This window comes from Psychrobacillus sp. FSL W7-1457 (assembly GCF_038593405.1).
In the GTDB taxonomy this organism is placed as follows: Bacteria; Bacillota; Bacilli; order Bacillales_A; family Planococcaceae; genus Psychrobacillus.
The window spans coordinates 3,685,796-3,703,999 of record NZ_CP151993.1 but is presented as its reverse complement, the minus strand read 5'-3'; the positions used below and the strand labels follow the sequence as shown (position 1 = coordinate 3,703,999).

Annotated in this window: 21 protein-coding genes and 1 other annotated feature; of the genes, 12 read left to right on the top strand and 9 right to left on the bottom strand. The window is 37.5% G+C overall.

Features of this window, described 5'->3' with window-relative positions; translation table 11 throughout:
• Positions 1-885, top strand: a complete 885-nt coding sequence (locus NSQ95_RS18170; RefSeq protein WP_340881476.1) for an ROK family protein — start codon at positions 1-3, stop codon at positions 883-885.
• A gap of 174 nt (positions 886-1,059) precedes the next feature.
• Here the strand turns inward: NSQ95_RS18170 and NSQ95_RS18165 are convergent, their stop codons facing one another.
• Entirely contained in the window at positions 1,060-2,340 is a 1,281-nt protein-coding gene (locus tag NSQ95_RS18165; RefSeq protein WP_342560028.1) for a glucose-6-phosphate isomerase, read from the bottom strand.
• A gap of 163 nt (positions 2,341-2,503) precedes the next feature.
• Here NSQ95_RS18165 and NSQ95_RS18160 point away from each other — a divergent pair, with 163 nt between their 5' ends.
• Positions 2,504-3,163, top strand: a complete 660-nt coding sequence (locus NSQ95_RS18160; RefSeq protein WP_342560027.1) for a hypothetical protein — start codon at positions 2,504-2,506, stop codon at positions 3,161-3,163.
• Between the two features lie 97 nt (positions 3,164-3,260).
• Here the strand turns inward: NSQ95_RS18160 and NSQ95_RS18155 are convergent, their stop codons facing one another.
• From NSQ95_RS18155 to NSQ95_RS18130, 6 genes are all read right to left on the bottom strand, one after another.
• Entirely contained in the window at positions 3,261-4,286 is a 1,026-nt protein-coding gene (locus tag NSQ95_RS18155) for a PTS sugar transporter subunit IIC (RefSeq protein ID WP_342560026.1), read from the bottom strand.
• Positions 4,287-4,581: 295 nt separating this feature from the next.
• Entirely contained in the window at positions 4,582-5,412 is an 831-nt protein-coding gene (locus NSQ95_RS18150) for an energy-coupling factor transporter transmembrane component T (protein ID WP_340881484.1), read from the bottom strand.
• On the bottom strand, positions 5,384-7,117 hold the full coding sequence (locus tag NSQ95_RS18145; RefSeq protein WP_342560025.1) for an ABC transporter ATP-binding protein: 1,734 nt from the start codon (positions 7,115-7,117) through the stop codon (positions 5,384-5,386). The genes NSQ95_RS18150 and NSQ95_RS18145 overlap by 29 nt, the downstream gene beginning before the upstream one ends.
• A gap of 18 nt (positions 7,118-7,135) precedes the next feature.
• Positions 7,136-7,693 (bottom strand): ECF-type riboflavin transporter substrate-binding protein, encoded by a 558-nt coding sequence (locus tag NSQ95_RS18140; RefSeq protein WP_340881488.1) that lies wholly within the window; start codon positions 7,691-7,693, stop codon positions 7,136-7,138.
• Positions 7,694-7,733: 40 nt separating this feature from the next.
• Entirely contained in the window at positions 7,734-8,591 is an 858-nt protein-coding gene (locus NSQ95_RS18135) for an S-adenosyl-l-methionine hydroxide adenosyltransferase family protein (protein WP_340881490.1), read from the bottom strand.
• A gap of 71 nt (positions 8,592-8,662) precedes the next feature.
• Positions 8,663-8,934 (bottom strand) — a binding site (T-box leader).
• A 47-nt stretch (positions 8,935-8,981) separates the two neighbouring features.
• A complete protein-coding gene (locus NSQ95_RS18130; RefSeq protein WP_342560024.1) occupies positions 8,982-9,539 on the bottom strand; it encodes a GNAT family protein in 558 nt (185 codons plus the stop codon).
• 279 nt (positions 9,540-9,818) lie between these two features.
• On the opposite strand from NSQ95_RS18130, the gene NSQ95_RS18125 reads away from it, so the two are divergent.
• Positions 9,819-10,268, top strand: a complete 450-nt coding sequence (locus NSQ95_RS18125; protein ID WP_342560023.1) for a GNAT family N-acetyltransferase — start codon at positions 9,819-9,821, stop codon at positions 10,266-10,268.
• Between the two features lie 49 nt (positions 10,269-10,317).
• Here the strand turns inward: NSQ95_RS18125 and NSQ95_RS18120 are convergent, their stop codons facing one another.
• Entirely contained in the window at positions 10,318-10,791 is a 474-nt protein-coding gene (locus NSQ95_RS18120) for a nucleoside 2-deoxyribosyltransferase (protein WP_342560022.1), read from the bottom strand.
• Between the two features lie 106 nt (positions 10,792-10,897).
• Here NSQ95_RS18120 and NSQ95_RS18115 point away from each other — a divergent pair, with 106 nt between their 5' ends.
• Positions 10,898-11,452: a histidine phosphatase family protein gene (locus NSQ95_RS18115; RefSeq protein ID WP_340881498.1), complete on the top strand. Its 555-nt coding sequence runs from the start codon at positions 10,898-10,900 to the stop codon at positions 11,450-11,452.
• A 32-nt stretch (positions 11,453-11,484) separates the two neighbouring features.
• Here the strand turns inward: NSQ95_RS18115 and NSQ95_RS18110 are convergent, their stop codons facing one another.
• A complete protein-coding gene (locus tag NSQ95_RS18110) occupies positions 11,485-11,784 on the bottom strand; it encodes a YiaA/YiaB family inner membrane protein (RefSeq protein WP_169358373.1) in 300 nt (99 codons plus the stop codon).
• Between the two features lie 206 nt (positions 11,785-11,990).
• Between NSQ95_RS18110 and NSQ95_RS18105 the strand changes: the two genes are divergently transcribed.
• From NSQ95_RS18105 to NSQ95_RS18070, 8 genes are all read left to right on the top strand, one after another.
• Positions 11,991-12,779: a GNAT family N-acetyltransferase gene (locus NSQ95_RS18105; RefSeq protein ID WP_342560021.1), complete on the top strand. Its 789-nt coding sequence runs from the start codon at positions 11,991-11,993 to the stop codon at positions 12,777-12,779.
• 13 nt (positions 12,780-12,792) lie between these two features.
• A complete protein-coding gene (locus NSQ95_RS18100) occupies positions 12,793-13,143 on the top strand; it encodes an NIPSNAP family protein (protein WP_340881503.1) in 351 nt (116 codons plus the stop codon).
• Entirely contained in the window at positions 13,136-14,059 is a 924-nt protein-coding gene (locus NSQ95_RS18095; RefSeq protein WP_342560020.1) for an alpha/beta hydrolase, read from the top strand. Before NSQ95_RS18100 ends, NSQ95_RS18095 begins: the two co-directional genes overlap by 8 nt.
• Positions 14,052-14,690 (top strand): kinase, encoded by a 639-nt coding sequence (locus NSQ95_RS18090; RefSeq protein WP_342560019.1) that lies wholly within the window; start codon positions 14,052-14,054, stop codon positions 14,688-14,690. Before NSQ95_RS18095 ends, NSQ95_RS18090 begins: the two co-directional genes overlap by 8 nt.
• Before the next feature lie 90 nt (positions 14,691-14,780).
• Entirely contained in the window at positions 14,781-15,299 is a 519-nt protein-coding gene (locus tag NSQ95_RS18085) for a GNAT family N-acetyltransferase (protein ID WP_340881509.1), read from the top strand.
• 463 nt (positions 15,300-15,762) lie between these two features.
• On the top strand, positions 15,763-16,185 hold the full coding sequence (locus tag NSQ95_RS18080) for a hypothetical protein (RefSeq protein WP_340881511.1): 423 nt from the start codon (positions 15,763-15,765) through the stop codon (positions 16,183-16,185).
• A 42-nt stretch (positions 16,186-16,227) separates the two neighbouring features.
• Complete coding sequence (locus tag NSQ95_RS18075) at positions 16,228-17,001, top strand: hypothetical protein (protein ID WP_340881513.1); 774 nt, start codon at positions 16,228-16,230, stop codon at positions 16,999-17,001.
• A 67-nt stretch (positions 17,002-17,068) separates the two neighbouring features.
• Positions 17,069-18,076, top strand: a complete 1,008-nt coding sequence (locus NSQ95_RS18070) for a hypothetical protein (protein ID WP_342560018.1) — start codon at positions 17,069-17,071, stop codon at positions 18,074-18,076.
• The last annotated feature ends 128 nt before the right edge of the window (positions 18,077-18,204 follow it).

The following is an 18,204-nucleotide window of genomic DNA, read 5'->3' as shown; positions in this document are numbered from 1 at the left end:
GTGAAGAAGGTACTTGGCATAGATATTGGTGGAACGAAAATACGGATGGGCGTTGTGAATGAGACTGGAGAAGTCTTGGCTGATATAACAGTACCTACAGAGCTTCCCTTATACCCATATTTAGAGGAGCAGGTCTTAAAGATTAAAGATCAGTTCCCTGACATCTCAGGAGTTGGCATTGGAACCAGAGGAATGGTAGATGCTGAAACTGGAACAGTCACCTTTGAAAAGGAGCTGCCTGGCTGGGAGGGCACACCTGTAAAACCGCTATTAGAGACAGCTACGGGACTTCGAGTCGAGTTAAATAATGACGCGAACTGTGCGGCACTTGCAGAGGCACGTATCGGAGCAGGAAGTAACTTTTCAAAAGTAGTTTGTGTAACGGTTGGTACCGGTCTTGGCGGTGGCTTTATATTTGATGGTCAGGTTATGAATGGTGCGAATGGTGGAGCTGGAGAAATCGGACATCTCATTTTATATCCTAACGGGTTAGTTTGTGGTTGTGGACGACCAGGCTGTAGTGAACAATACGTATCAGGAACTGCATTAAAGAGATTGATTAAAGAAGAGCATGTGATTGATCCGGCTACTGGAGAATTAGCTAAGCCCCATACTTTATTTAAGCTAGCTTCTCGGGAGATTGAAAGTGCAAAACGTGCAAGAGATCGTTTTATAGCAGACTTTGCAATTGTTCTTTCTACCCTTCAAGCAGTAATTGATATGGATTGTATAGTTATTGGCGGTGGCGTTTCGGAATCTGCCGATGAATGGTGGGACTTGCTAATCGAAAAAGTAAAACCATTAATGCTTAAACCAGTTGAAATTAAACGAGCACAATTTGGTAATGAAGCAGGTATGCTTGGTGCCGCAATGCTTGTTGTGTAAATAAAATGGAGAATCGGTCGGTTCACCGTAATAATCGGTCGGTTTCACGAAAAAATCGGTCGGTTCACCGTAATAATCGGTCGGTCACACCGAAAAACCGGTCGGTTCCACAGTAAATAGGAAAACTCTACTGAAAAATGAAAAACTGTAGCCCCCAACTTGGAGGCTACAGTTTTAATATCCAGGCTTTTTAAGAATCTTAAAGATGTTTCGTTTATAGTCTTCTACTCCTGGCTGATCAAAAGGATTAATGTCCAACAAGTAAGCACTATACGCACAAGTCATCATGTAAAAATATAATAAGTGACCAATATGCTTTTCATCTAGCTGTTCCATTGTTAATGTGATTTGAGGAACACCACCGTCTAAATGGGCAGAGGCGGTTGCTTCGTGACATGCCTTATTGAAATCATGTAACGTCAGACCGCTTAAGTAATTTAGCTCATCACGGTTATCCTCCGCTTCAAAGACGGTTAGATCATCTGAAACCTGTTCGACCATAAGGAATGTTTCGAATAGCATACGCTTACCATCTTGGATGTATTGTCCTAATGAATGGAGGTCCGTTGAGTACAGTACGGAAGCAGGGAAAATACCTTTTCCTTCTTTTCCTTCACTCTCCCCAAATAACTGTTTCCACCATTCCTGGACATACTTCAGCTTCTCGTCAAAGGTAGCCATTATTTCCACAGGATATCCCTTACCGTATAAATGATTTCGGATGACAGCGTATTTAATAGCCGCATTCAATTGAACGTCCATGACTTGAAATTCCTCTTCTGCTTGTTTAGCTCCTGCTATCAAATGCTCAATATTATGCCCAGCTGCTGCGATTGGTAATAAGCCAACTGCTGTAAAAACAGAATAGCGGCCACCGATATCTTCTGGTACTACATAGCGTTTGTAGCCCTTTTCCTTCGCAAGAGACAATAGAGCACCTTTTTCCTCGTCTGTAGTGACGATGATGCGAGCTGCAGCCTCTTCACCGTAGCGCGCTTCCATGTACTGGCGTAGGAATCGGAAAGCAATAGCAGGTTCGGTTGTCGTACCCGACTTAGAAATAACATTTAAAGTTACTTCCTTAGAGTCTAAGTAAGCAATCAATTGCTTTAAATAAGCACCACTAACTAGCTGTCCCGCGAAGATGACTTCTAATTGTTTGTCCTTTTGGAATGGAGTAGCGAGTGATTCTAGAACTGCTTTGGAGCCTAGGTAAGACCCCCCAATTCCAATGACAACTAATACATCTGAATTAGAGCGAATATGCTCTGCAGTTTGTTTTATATCTTGTAAAAAAGCTTGCTGAGTGGAGCTTGGCCAATTTACCCATCCTAAAAAGTCAGATCCCAATCCTGTTTTTGACTGGATAAAATCATGAGTAGCCTCTAGTTTGTTATGTAATTCTTCTGTGAGGAGGCTTTGGTAATCCTCTGAGTAATTAACGGAAATTTTCATGAAATACCCCTTTATTTTACATATTTTAATGACTTAATTTTACCATATACATTGGGAAAAGTTAAAAAAAGCTATCATTATATTTATTCTTCCTGCTATTGGCCGAGTTGACCCCAATACTACTTGTATATATTGAGAGTAGAAGCTAAAGAGGAGGATAAAAATGAAGATCCAACAAATTGATTTGTGGGTATCTAACTTAGAGGAAATGGTTATCTTTTACCGAGATACATTAGAGTTTCCTTTAAAGTTATGGAAAGATACCGAGGCCACATTTCAAATTGGGAATAGTTTGCTTAGATTTATTAAGGACAGTGAAGCCGGGGATACTTTCTATCATTTTGCTTTTAATATACACTCAAATATGTTTTCAAAGGCTAAATTATGGCTGCTACCACGTGTAACGTTATCTATAGAGGAAGGGAAGGATGAGGTAGAATATAGTGGTCATTTTAAAGCAAAGTCCTGTTATTTTCAGGATCCGGCAGGAAACGTTGTGGAGTTTATTGCAAGAGAAGCAATTACACCAAAGTCGAATGCTATGCACTTCACTTCAAACAATGTTGTTGAAATTAGTGAAATTGGATTAACTACCCATAATATCATTGAGTTCGCAGACCAAATAATGGACCTAGGCATCCCTTCACAGGATGGAAAAATAGTGGACGAACCAGAACATTTAAACTTTATGGGGCATCAGGAGGATGGGGTATATATATTGCTTGGACCTGTAGGTAGGAGATGGTTGTTTTCCGATAAAAGAGCAATAGCTTCGCCAGTGACAATCTACACAGACAAGGGCATTATAAGTAACATTTTATAAAATTAGAGGCTAGGATAGACCTGCCTCATTACATAAATGAAGCTCCTTAAATCTACTGTCTGTAAATGTAAGGAGCTTTTATTTGCTATGACCGTATTTACTGGACTTCCATATGTAAGTCTCCAGTTTTAGCCCATCCTCGTTTTTTAAGCAGATGATAAGCTGTCATAGAGATAACTGCCGGTACAATAACGCCTAACACGATATACATAAGAAGCACTCCAATACCTTGGTTTGCTAGAACATTTAAAGGAGCGATGAATGAATTTAGTCCAAGCCCGGCTAATGTATAAGGTACCTCAAAATTAAATAATAAGATAGCAATCGGAGCACAAATAATTGAAGATAAAAATGGCCCAATTACTAACCGTGGATTTTTCACCAAATTAGGTACTTGAACTTTAGGCGTCAAGAACGATTGTGCAATGTTCGCACCTAAGTCATTTTCTTTAAAGGACATAGCTGTCCATCCTGCAAATTGTGCTGTACACCCGATTAATGCTGCCGCACTAGATACTGGGTCTAGTTGTAAAGCAATGGCGATTGCTGCTGAGGAAGCAGGGGACATAAGGAAAATACTCCACACCAATGCAATAACAATCGATCCAAGTAAAGGAGATCCAGAAACAGAACCAGCAATAAACTCACTTAATTGCTGTAACAAAGGGGTAGTCACAGCTGCTAAACCAACCCCCGCGACACCACCTATAAGGATGGCGCAAAAAGGAATCGCAAGCATATCAAGCTTTGTTTTTCCTGCAATACGTTTTCCTACCCAGATAGCAACCACGGCTGCTAGTACTGCACTAATTGGTTGTCCTGTTGTCAAAACCCATAATCCATCTTGTAGTATGAGAGCATTCGCTCCAATGGTGCTACAGGCCATCGCACTAAAAATAACTAATGTATTCCCTCCGAGCTGATAAGCGATACCTGCACCAATTGCTGGGGCAAGCATCAATTGAGCAGTTTTCCCAATAGCCATAAAACCTTCCCAGCCTGTAAACGTACCAATAGTTTCAATAAGTAGTCCAATTCCTAAAGTGACAAGAACGGCGTTTGCTAGTCCTTGGGAACCTCTGTACATTCGGTCGATTAGGTATGTCTTAGTTGCTTGATTCATGATGATTCCTCCTAGTTATATAATATATCGCATAAAATATACCGAATGTATTAAAAATAAATAGTCCTTATTTGGACTAACGCAATACATTATATGTGAATAATAAAAAAATATTATTCCAACCTTTTAAATTGTTATAATATTAATATAATTTATAATGACAGTCAATACTTATTTTTAAAAAGATAAAAGGGCTTCTCCTAAAGAGAGGCCCTTTGAGATTAACTTTTAGGTTGTTCCAATTTCATAACACCTACTACATAAGAACATTTTCTAGTAAGACGTCAATAATGATTCACGTGAATGGATTAAAAAACCTTCCATTGTTAATAAAAATAAATAAAACCATTAATAAAAATAATGAAGATGATATTAGAATAGCGATTAAATCTCTTTTTCTGAACTCCTTTAAGCTAAACCAGGAGCGAGTTTTAAATTTACCGAAACCTCGAAGATCCATTGTATTGCTGACTGTTTCAATACGTTCCAGACTAGAAAAAATAAGTGGCATTATAATAGAGCCAGCATTTTTTATTCGGGTAAATAGTTTTTCATTATTAGACATGTCCACCCCGCGAGCCTGCTTGGAACGAGAAATTGTTTTAAAATCCCTTTGTATATCAGGAATATAGCGTAGAGCAATAGAAACCGAGTAGGCAAGTCGATAGCTTACACCGATACGGTTTAGAGAAGCTGCAAACTCACTTGGATGTGTGGTGACTAAGAACAAAAGAGCAGGAGGGATTACTGCAAAATATTTCAACGTAATATTTAGTTGGTAAAACAATTGCTCCTGCGTAAGTGTATAACGCCCCATGGACCCAGTAATAGGGTGGTAGGTACCATAAATAGTTGTCCCATGCTGAGGGGCGAACAAAAATATGGCTATATTGTTTAATAATAAAAACACGAGGATAAAACCAAGTACTAAGCTGATATCCTTTAATTTAATATCCGATATATAAAACAAAATAAAGCTACCGAGCAACAGCACCATTAAAACTCTTGTGTCATACGTTAACATTGCCGCAGTGGACCAAAGTAGGAAACAGATCAGCTTGGTTGAACCTGTTAGGCGATGGATAATAGAGTCACGATCAAGATAGCTTAGCAGTTCGTTGCCCATTAAATCGCACCTCCCGATCATACTGTATAAATTGCTCTACAAAGTCAGAGGGATGCTCAATTTTGAGCTGTTTAGCAATCTCATATAAGGAAGATTCCTTTAAATTAGCCTCTAGAATTAAAGAGGGATTCGACAGGATATGGGCTGGTGAGTCATCCACTAATATCTTCCCCTCTGTTAACACGATTGCGCGGTCTGTATATTCCGTCATTAGGTGCATATCATGGGTAATTAATATAATGGATGTACCCTTCTTCGTTAAATCTTCTAAGAACATCATTAGTTCTGTAGTATGCTTGTAATCCTGCCCCGCTGTAGGCTCGTCCAATAATATAATTGGGGGCTCCATGATGAGGATAGAGGCAATTGATAAACGTTTTTTCTGCCCATAGCTCAAGGCTGCAATCGGCCAGTTTCTGAAAGGGTATAATCCACAAGTCTTTAATGTTTCCTCCACTCGTCTCTTAACTTCCCTATCTGATAGTTCAAATTGAATAAGGCCAAAAGCAACTTCATCGAAAACTATTTGCTTAGAAAACATATGATTTGGATTTTGGAGGACAAAGCCTACACGATGAGCTCGTTCCTTGATAGAGTCGTTAATCGCATTAAAACCCTCGAAATATATAGTGCCTTCAGTAGGTCGTTCAAAACCACAGATAAGAGAGGAAAGAGTAGATTTACCGGCTCCATTGGCTCCGATAAGGCTTATCATTTCTCCTTTATGTAATTGAAAAGACACGTTTTTAATAATGTCTAAATGATTCCCATAGTGGAAGCTGATGTCATCAAGTGTCAGGACAGGCTCATTTTTAAAACCAAGCTGAATTGGAGAGCATCTTGCATCGCTAAATGTTTTTAGCTTCTGCCGGAAGGAGTCATTTACGATGCTGTCAACCTTAGTTAGGTTGGGGTGATCACTCAATTCACACCCAGCATATTTTAAAGCTTTAATGTAAAGTGGTTCTCGTATCCAATTATCCGTTAATAACGATCCTGCCAATAGCTCATTGGGGCTGCCGTCTGCAACTATCTGACCGTGATTCATTAATATTATGCGATCGATAGGTTCTGACAAAACATCCTCTAATCTGTGTTCTACAATGATAATCGTTTTGTTGCTATCTGCATGAAGCTGATCAATCAGTCTCATTGCTCCCTTCCCAGAAGCAGGGTCAAGGTTAGCAAGAGGTTCATCAAACAATAGAATATTCACATCGTTTACTAAAACGCCAGCAAGAGCGACTCGTTGTTTTTGACCGCCTGAGAGCTCATGAATCCGAGCATCTAAATGATTGGACATTTTTACTAAAGCGGCTGCTTTTTGAACGCGTTCATGCATTTTTTGTGTGGGTACAGCATTATTTTCTAGGGAAAAGGCTATATCCTCGCCGACAGTAAGGCCAATAAACTGACCATCCGTATCCTGGAGAACCGTACCAACCTCCTGTGAAATGGTAAAGAGGTCAAGCTCTCTGGTCTCTCTCCCATGAATGGTAAGGTTTCCTGTCATACTGCCTTTAAAAGCAAAAGGCGCAAGCCCGTTCAGGCAATGAACGAGCGTGCTTTTACCAGAGCCGGATGGTCCGACAATAGCTACTTTTTCCCCTTCGTAAATCGTTAAGTTGATATCGTGCAAAGTAGGTTCGGATTGACTATTATATTGAAAGCTAAAGTGTTTAAATTCGATGACTGGCTTTTTCATGTAAATCTCCTTATCTACTTATTCCTCGTAGCTCAGGCTTCCTTTTTTGGTTCTTGTCTTTGCATACGCAGTAAGCAATAGTGTACCTAGAATTGCAACTGTAATAATATTAGAAGCAGCAGCGACGATCCCTTGTGTAAATACTTTATTTGCAGGCTCTGCATAAATAAGAATGTCCAATAATGGAGCTATTAAAGCCCATGCAATAACTTGAACAACGATTTGAACAATGTTAAATAATATAATGTGTTTTTTACCAAACTCTCCATCCTCAAAAGAAAACTTCTTAAAATATAATCCGATACCTAATCCAACAAATGCGGATGAAATGACCCAACTCCACCATATAGAACCATAAGAAGTAAGGTCGTTTAAAGCATGACCAAATAATCCAACAAATAAACCCGCTATCGGTCCAAAAATAGCTGAAATGAGTGCTAAAAAAGCATAGGATGTTTGAATTGTCGTATTAGGTATACCGGTAGGGACTGCAGCAAATTTAGCTAGAATTAGGAACACAGCTGTTCCGATACCTATTGCAACAACCGTCCTAGTTGAAAAGATAGATTTTTTCATTTCATTTCTCCCCCTATATATTTTATTGCCAGTCATCCAATTAAGTGATTGTAATAACAGCTTTCCGAATCGTTATTTCTGTATTAGCACCTGTTGAAATCTTATAGGTATCAGCGAAGGAGCCTTGATTTAAGGCAATTCCTATATTATCAAGAGAATTCACATACATGAGTGCATCCCCTAACTCTGCGGCAGCGAAAGAACGACCATACGTAACTACTCCCTCATACGCTACCTCCCCGTTAATAGAAAGCGAAACGTCAAATTTCTCTCCATATTCTACATTCAGCTGCTTAAACTGTAGACGGTGAATATTAGTCCAAAGATTGCCGAATGGTCGATCTATGACATCAATGACTCCTGTAATCGAATTATTTTCAATAACTGCCTCCTTTAATGGCAATTCCACGATAAAAGATGTATGGATAGAGGGTCCGACGTCCTCCAAATGAATGTCACCAGAAGCAAGTCGTGCCCCTGTATAAGCAAAAATGTCACGTCCATGAAACGTGTGAGATTCTCCAGAATTCGGTAGGCGGTTTTTTGACTCATCAATTTCTCTCACTTCTTTAATACCAATAAATCGATTAATGTGGGTTAATGTGCCATTGTCTGGGGTGACAATATATTGATCGTTTATGGTCTTAGCAACTACACTTCTCCGGTCCGATCCAACGCCAGGGTCTACTATGGAAACAAATACTGTATCACTTGGCCAATAGCTGATGGTTTGTAAGAGACGATAAGATGCCTCCCAAATATTGTATTGAGGAATTTGGTGTGTCAGATCAAATAGCGGAAGTCCACGCTTCACACTATTGGCTACCCCGTGCATAGCACTTACCGCACCGTCGTTGATACCAAAATCTGATTGAAATACTAATAACCCTACTGTCATGTTAAAACACTCTCCTCATTATTTTTGGAGGAGAGCGAATTAAAAAACTCGCCCTCCTCAATCATTGGATTGAAAAGGACGAGATACTCGTGTTACCACCTTTATTCACTACTTATTCACATAAGCAGCCTCAGCAAGTACAGAAATTCCGTTAATATGAAATTCTAGACTGTGGTGTGGATAACGGGTACCAATCCCGCTAGCATCTCAGGCGCAGGTAACTGCACGTTCAATGTAGTGCTCAGAGGCCATTGTTCAAATGGTGTTTTCTGCTTCTTTTCAGCTACCGAAGCTCTCTTTGAAGAAAACCGCTCATCTTACTTTTTCTCTTCATCGCATTAACTTATTATAGTGAATTTACAATTAATTCTGATAACTGTCAAGCTTTTTTTAAAGTTCTTTTATACTTTCTTCCTGTGCCTTTTCCCATTCTTCTCTTAAAATACCCATTCGAATGGAATCATAGTAAACACCATTATATAAGCGGACTTTACGAATTCTTGCCTCCATAGACATTCCAAGCTTTTCTCCTACCCGAATCATCCGTTTATTACCTGACCAGGTCGTATAGCCTACCCGAACAAGTGGCATTTTAGTAAAAAGGTGGTTCATCCAAAGTCTCATAGCGCGGGTTCCTAGCCCTTTACCCCAGCTTGGAGCTTCATGAAAGCCTATACCCATCTCAAGCCATTTAGAAGGTTCATGCTCCCAATAATATGACACAATCCCACGCAATATACCATCTACTTCAATCCCCCAAAAGCTTTTACTGTCCACGTAGGATTCTGCTTTTTCCATAAAAACATCATATGGAGTTGGCTTATAGTCGTAATAGGGTGCATCCCATTTTTTCCACTCCGGCTCCTCATCTTTACACATTAATTCCCATAATCTAGGTAAATCTTTGTACTGAATTGGTCGTATGATTAATTCTTGATCTTGATACAAGTTGTATTCCTCTTTTCATTTTAGGTCTATTTTTTCTGTTTGTATTGAAAAGAGAAATGTTAGAAGTCTACTTTTCAATCACCATTAGTTTGTTTTTCATTCTCTATCAGTCCCTTCGATACTAGTAAACTAATTATATAATAATTTTAGAAAAATGAAAAAATAAAAAATGTATCGTGGTATAATTTTACTAACTGAATAATGAAAGGGGATAGTTCTATGTTTTGTACATTAGCTTTTATAGAGGTGAAATGTAGCTAAATAAAAAGGAGAGTCAAAATGAAATTAGAAACTGAGAGATTAGAAATTATCCCTTGTACGGAAGAAACTGCTCAAATAGCTGAAAAGCAGAGCTATGATAATGGACCACAGATTTCTATGTCTTTAGAGATGCTTAAAGCTGATCCTACCTCATTGGGTTGGGGAGCGTGGCTGGTGATAAAGAAAAGTGATGGTCAGGTCATTGGGGATATTGGTTTTAAGGGAAATCCTAATGTAGATAAACAAGTAGAGGTTGGCTATGGTTTATTAAAGGAGTATTGGAGTAAGGGCTATGCAACAGAGGCAGTAGGCGCCATCATTCAATGGGCTTTTGCAACCGGTAAGGTGGATGCAATTATTGCTGAAACACTTTCCGATAATCTTGGCTCCATGCGTGTATTAGAAAAGCTAAATATGCAAAGAGTAGGAACTTCTGAGCAAATGGTCAATTGGAAATTGGTGAAATAAAACAAAAAATCCTGTGATAAAAACACAGGATTTTTTATAAATATATGTATTAATTTCTCAAGGCTTTTCCTAGCTCCTCAATCGAGCTAACAATGACGCCGTTTTGCTTGATCAGTCCAATAACAAACAAGTTGCGGTACATAAATTGATTTTCGGTTCCATCTTCAATTAATGCGTTAATTTTTTTCTTATTTTCTCGACCTTGTTGGCGCGTATCGGTATAGAGTGCATAAATTGGACGATTTAACATAGAGAATGCACCAATTTCTGCTGCAACACCAGAATCTATTTCAACTCCATCAATTATGGCAACAAGGAAGTCACTCTTCTTCAGGGCATCGATGTCTGCACTAGCGATAAGCAGGCTATCTGCATAGGCCATTTTATCATTAATTGCTGCATTTTCCTGTGGTACATATAAGTCAACGCCTGGGAGTGAAGCTCGAATCTCCTTTGCTACTAGTTCATTTACTAAACGATCTCCTAATCCAAATAATCCATTTGCTAAATAACCTTTTTTCATCATTCATCCTCCTTTTCCATCTTTCATTGTAGGGAATTTTATATGAAATGCATAGGTAAAAAGGAAATAAGATTATTAAAAGAAAATATTAAAAGGAGAAATGTATATGCATAACAAAAGATTATATTTTATAAGACATTGTAAGGCGGAAGGACAAGAAGAAAATGCTGTTTTAACATTGGAAGGTGAAGCAAGTGCTAATGATCTTGTATCTGTATTAGAAAAATTACAGATTGACTATTTGATCTCTAGTCCATTCCAGCGAGCAATACAAACAATCCAGCCGTTTTCTTTTCATGCAGGTTTGCAGATACATACCCATGAAGGGTTAGGCGAGCGTATTTTAAGTAAAGAGCCTATGGATGATTGGCTAGTGCAACTAAAGAAGACTTTTGAAGATAAAGATCTTACCTTTCCCGGTGGAGAATCTAGCCGAGAGGCGCTAGGCCGTATTTTGAATGTAGTAAATGAGGTGTCAGGTATAAAGGGTGTTAAAAATGTGGGAATAGTGTCTCATGGGAATATCATGTCTCTATTATTCAATCATTTTGATAGTACATTTGACTTTGACGAATGGAGTCGCATGAAAAATCCAGACATTTTCTTGCTAGAAGGCTCAAATATTAGTCGTGTAGAAATAGAAAAAATCCTGTCTAATTAAAGGCAGGATTTTTGTCATAATATAATATGCTTTTAAGATTCTTTACTGCTTGAGGAGCTTGAAGGTATACGAATATTGCTCATTTGACGTTCTTGTTCTTGCTCAGCGATTATATCGTTGTCCTCAGCATTATCACGCGTAACCTTTTGGGTAAGGATTGCCCCTACTGCTACTAAAATCATTACTGCAATATAATATCCTTTTTCGTTTAGCTGCAAATTATCTGCATTGTATAGCCCGATACTAAACATGACGACCCCTGCAAAAAAAGTGAAATAAGCTAGCACCGTAAAAGCCATCGTATTTCTTCGTCTATACCTCTTTGTATTCATGACATACGCCCCTTTGTATTGGTTTTAATTGTTATTATATGAATTATATTCTAGCATGAAAGAATAATAGTGTAAAATATTCTAAAGTATATGATTATTGTTAAAGGTTTATAATTAGACATATTTCGTTATTATTCTCTAGCTTTAGAAATATAGTCAGATGCCAGCACTTGGCAAGGTATAAATAAAATAATAGGAGATGGAAAATGAAATATAGCATACCGGAATTAGCAGAAATACAAACACTAACATCTAGAATAAATACAATTCAATCATTACCAGATAATCCTATGGGAGCAGAGCGAATAGTAAAAGGCAATACCCATGCTTTTGCTGTGAAGGAAATACCGGGACCTGCTTTTAATACGGTGAGAGGATTAAATAGTTACGATATAAAATACTTAGATGAAATCCTTTTCTTTTATAAGGAGCTATCTGTTTCTTTTCGAATAGAGGTTACTCCACTGAATAGTTCTGATCAACTGTTTCGCAAGCTATCAGATATGGAATATTATCAATCTGGTTTTCATTCTTCCTTTATGAGGTCTGTCTCTAGTAGTAAAAGTGGAAGTTTGTCGACAACTATCGAAGTTCGTCCTCTAAAAAAGGATGAATTTGACTTGTTTTCATCTATCTATGTAAATGCTTTCGGTCTGCCAACTTTTATACAAGACGGGATACAGCAAAACAACCAAATATTATATGACGTGCCGGGCTGGAGTTTTTACTTAGCACTTCGACAAAATGTCCCAGTAGGCATTGGAGTTTTATATGTGGAAGGGGAACTTGCCACCTTGGCAGCTGCCGCAACTCTACCAGCTTATCGGGGAATGGGAGTGCAACGTGCACTGCTAAATAAGAGGATAGAGAAAGCGGTGGAGCAGGGTGCAAAGTATATTACTAGTGAGGCTGTTTTCGGAAGTAGTAGTCATCGAAACATGGAACGTCAAGGGTTGAAGTTAGCCTATACGAAAGCTATATGGACAAAGCGCTAAGGGAGTGATGGGCATGTTTTATCGAAGAAAGTATTATCGTGTAAAGGAAGAATTTGTGGAGAGCTTCAACAAGCTATTCAATGAAATTAATTTGCCGAATCAGTTAAAGCATGGCTCTCGCTTAGTAGGAAGATGGATGACGGCTACAAAAGACGATTTAGTCGAGATTTTTGCCATTTGGGAATATAACAGCTACGAGGAATATTTGCAAATAGAGGCTGCAGTAAGAAGTGATCAGCCACATGTTGCAAGCGTTAAAGGATGGTATGAACAATATGGTGGCAAGGAGTATGTTCAAGAAAATTTTTTAATAGAAGTAAAAGATGAAAGAATAATATCAACGGTAGAGAAAAATTATGACTAAAATGCTAGCTGCTTTTCTAAGAATGGGTTTAGGAATTGCCTTATTTCCATTAACCATATGGAATATAACCATGAATCACAAAAATAAAATAAATCCTCCAGGCAATATTATTAAAACTAAGAACTCTAATATACACGTTATATTGGAAGGAGAGGGGCCAGATGTAGTCATATTAGAAGCGGGATTAGGCTCTATCTCTATTGATTGGTCCGAAATTCAGCCCAAAGTTTCTAAGAGTGCTAAAGTATTGTCCTATGATCGAGGGAATTACGGGTGGAGTAAAACAAGAAGACAAACTCTAACTGCACTAGATTATGTAGAGGAGTTAAAGGAGCTGCTGGAAAAGTTAGATCTTCAACCACCTTATGTTTTAGTAGGGCATTCCTTTGGAGGGCTTATCATGAGGCTATACGCAAGTTTGTATCCAGAACAGGTGAAGGGTCTACTCCTAGTCGATGCTGTGCATGAGAACCAGTATGCTCCTGGTAACCAAAACAGAGGATTTAAACGGTTGGCGACTTTTGGGTATGTGACTTCTCTTATTGGTCTGCCTAGAATATTAAAGAAAAAGGCAGGAAGAAAGTTTTTGGCTGGAGAGAAAAATCATTATTTAAATTATACTGGATATACAATGGGCGCGTATCAAACGATTTATCAAGAGTATAGGGATATTGCCATTTCAGCAGATCAATTAAAGAATGCAAAGCCCCTTTTAAATGACTTGCCTGTCACTGTATTAAGTTCTAATAATCCCGAGAAAAGATGGGTTCAACAGCAGCTTTTGTTATCCAAGTTAACAGCCAGGACAGAGCATATCCAAACAGATAAAGGTCACTCTATTCATTTGGAGGATCCTTACGTAGTTACCAATGCTATTATCAAGTTATTAAACACAGGAGAATCCAAAAATGTTTAACGTACAACAGATTTTAACAAAAATAAAAAGCTTAAACCGTCCTTTTGTTTTAGGGGTAGACGGGTTAAGTGGGGCAGGAAAGACTACTTTTACGGATCAACTAGCTCAAGAACTGGAGGAGGCGGGTCATAAGATTGTTATTATCCACCTTGATGATTTAATAGAAGTTCGAGAAAAGCGTTATAACACCGGGCAACCAGAATGGTATGAATACTATAGCATGCAATGGGATGTTTTATACATTCAGGAAAGCTTGTTTAAGTCAATTCATGAGAAGGCAAAGGTTCTTCAGCTTAAATTTTATATTGCCCAAGAAGATCAGTGCTTATCAAAGGATATACCCCTGAAGGACTGTACAGTTCTATTAATTGAGGGGGTATTCCTTCAACGCAAGGAATGGCGTAGTTTTGTTGATTATTTAATCTATTTGGATTGTCCGAGAGAGATTCGAAACGTACGGGTATTGAAGCGAGATTCTTATATAGGAGATATGGAAGCACGACTAAATAAGTATGAACGGAGATATTGGAAGGGTGAAGAGTTTTACTTAAGGGAAGAAAAGCCATTGGAACAAGCAGATCTAGTTTTAGATGTAGAAAATGCTTCTATCATAAAAAATGTGCAGCAATAATAACGTGTTGCGTATATACGTTAACGCTAAATAGAAGGATACAAAGCTAGTCTTGTAGAATAATATTTAAAATTTAATTTTACGAGGGGGATGAAAGTGTTTAACGAGGTTAAAATCGAACAGTTAACATCTACCGTAGAACATATGGAGGAGCTTTCTGAGCTACTAATACAAGTGGTAGAAGACGGTGCCTCTATTGGCTTTTTGCCTCCAATGGAGCTAGCGGATGCCATGGATTATTGGGAAGACGTCTTAACCCCTGAGGTTATCTTGTTTGTTGCAAAAAGGAATAATCGTATTATTGGTAGTATCCAGCTCCAACTCTGCAGTAAACAAAATGGTATGCACCGTGCAGAGATTGCTAAACTTATGACTCATCCCCATTACCGGAGAAATGGAATAGGACGTCAGCTAATGGAAAAAGCAGAAAATAGAGCTGCAAGAGAGGGTAGAACCTTAATAGTTTTGGACACAAGGGAGGGCGATGCTTCAAATAATTTATATACTTCTCTAGGATACATACAGGCTGGCAAGATTCCCGGTTATGCCAAATCTGCTAATGGGGAAATGAGTGCGACGATTTTTTATTACAAAGAGATTAATGAATGAAGAGCAGCCAGCCACCTAATTCAAAGAGAAGAAAAAGACTTTATGGGTACTAATTATAAAGTCTACTAATGTAAATATATAAATTAAAAATGAGATTAAAGTGATGCATGCTATAAAATAGCATGCATTTTTTGTTTTTATGAATCTTTAGACTTATATAATGCGCAAAATATAGAATAAAAGATAGAAAGTGGGTATCTTTTTACCTGTTTTAAAGGTCAGAAAATAAAATAAAATGACTTTCTTTGTAGAAAAGTCAGAAGTTTCAGAGAATGTATTGAAACCATTTATGATAAAAGTATAATTATGGTTATCTTCTGTTACGAATTAATTATGAGATAACTAGAAGTGGTGAAAAAAATAAACTAAATATCTAGTGGGAGGAGTTTATAGTGAGTATATAGTAATAGTTGCAGAGTCGGTTGTTAGGGAAATTAAATGCAGTTAGAAAGGGATGCCGACTATGAAAAAAATAGTAAGCATTATCTTGGGATTGTTAGTCCTATTAGGAATAGGGTCTAACGCCATTTATGCAAGTGGCATGACACCAGCCCCTCTCTCTAAATGGTATGGGCAATTACTTACGAAAGAGAGTGAGCGGAATAATGTTTTATCTGAAGTAGAAAAGACCTTTGAAGAAGTAAATGCGTTCATAATGGAAAGTCTAGGACATTATCATCATACTCTTCAAAAGACTATCGAGAATCAGATAAAAGAATCAAAGGACGGTATTGAGAATTACCAACAGGAAGTTGAAACTCAGTTAAACCAATCAGTTAACGAGTTAAAAAAAGAAAACCTTAGCGATTACGTGGACAGTAAAAAAATTGAAGACGAAATCGATCAGGACATACAAGAAGTACTATATGAGGTATTTGGTAATTAACGAATTAGTATAAAAAATATAAAATCTAAGGGAGATATTAAAATGATGAAAACAGTAAAAGGTAAAGTAGTCGCAGGAACATTAGCATTAACGTTATTTGCAGGAGCAGGAGTAGCATTCGGAGCTTCAGATGCTGGAACAAACTTATTAAGCTGGTATAACAGTAAATTTGGGGTAGCTCAACAAGAAGTTATTGGTGGGGTTAAGCAAAACGTAACAGGTAAAATCACAAAATTAGCTGGTGAGTATCAGGGATTAAAAACAGGGGCAACTAATAGTATTAATAAGACTGGGGCGGATGAAGTTGCTGCAAAAAACACTGCAATAAAAGCTGAAGCTCAGGAACATATAGATGCAGTAAATGCACAGAAAAATGAAATCGCGGGTTATATGGAAGTACAATTTAATCAGCTTTACGATGCTGCTAATATTATTATTAATACAACTGGTGCGGAAGCAGTGAAATACGCTGAAGGAGATTTAGAAAAACACACGGTAGATAAAGGGTCAGCTGCTCTTGGTAGCTTGAATGAAGATTTAAATGCTACAACGGCTAAAGCTGTTAACGATTTGACTAAAGCGATTAATGACGCGAAAAGTTCACTTCAGACACAACTAAACTCTGAAAAGACTGCTACGAAAAATGAAATTATCGCTGCAATTGACGCTAAAATAATCGAGTTAAGAAATACTGTTACTGAAAAAAGAAACGAATTAGTTGTAATACAACAAGACCTTATTACAAAAAAAGCAACTGAACTTGAAGGACAGGCTTTCGCAAAGTTAGATAGCATTGTGTCTGGCATTAATAAATAATCTTATAATACTAAATAAGGGCCTCCATTTATAAGAGGTCCTTATTTTTATGATTGGAGGAGAAGATATGCTAAGTAGAATAGAAAAGTATAAAAGAAAGCCGATTAAAAAGGTAGCCATGATAGCAGGAGCTCTTTGCTTGTTTATTGGTCTCGGCGGTGGTGTTAAAACAGCTTTAGCTGATCAAGACGTTCAACTATTAATGGAAAAATGGTTTTTAAAAAAACAAGACGAGTCACTAAAAGAAATAGATAGTGCCATAAGTACTGAAAGAGATGTACTTATGGAACAATTGAAAGATCAATTAAATACAGAGATGCAACTAGCTGAAAAACAATTGGCGGAGTTTACAGCTATTCAAAAGCGAACTCGCATTGAAGCTTTACAAGAATATGCGAATAACATAAAAGCAGAGATGAACATAGATAATAGTGAGCAACAAGCTGCAATTATGAAAAACATAGATATTATTTTAGAAAATGCAAAAGCGCAATTAGATGGTCAAGCTTCTAATTTAAAACTATTGCCGATTCAAGTTCCTACTAGTTCTGAAGCCGTTCCTACACCTGTAATGATACCAGTGCCGGAAGAAACAGAAACAGAAACAGAAAAAGAAAAAGAAAAAGAAAAAGAAAAAGAAAAAGAAAAAGAAAAAGAAAAAGAAAAAGAAAAAGAATTTATTCAAGAACCATCACCAGTATCAAAACCTGAGAAAGTAGAAGCTGATACTTATATAAATGAAACAAAACCAGCTGAAGTAGTAAATGAGATAGTGACAGCAGATATTTATTCCATCACGGATTGGTTTAGTATGCCTAATATACAAGAGGTGACTGTGGAAGAGTTGGTGATTCCATCAGATGCTTTTTCTATAAATAGTACATTTTCTGACATATTGATGAATCCACAGGCAGCTGTTGCCATGCGAAGCATTTTAAAGGGAATTGAAAAGCACCCCCAGTTCAGTCAAATACAATACAAGACTATTGACGAAATGTCTAGAGTATCTCCCTCACTCTTCAATGAAACTATTTTATATTTACTTAATAAATCTTTAAAAGAAATAAAGATATAAATTTTTAGAGACTGGGACAAAACTGACATTAAAATAGAATAGCTACTGATATTTTACGAAAGTAAAATATTAGTAGCTATTTTTTTACATGAAAAAAGACGACTTTGTTCTATAGAATTGGAATTAAA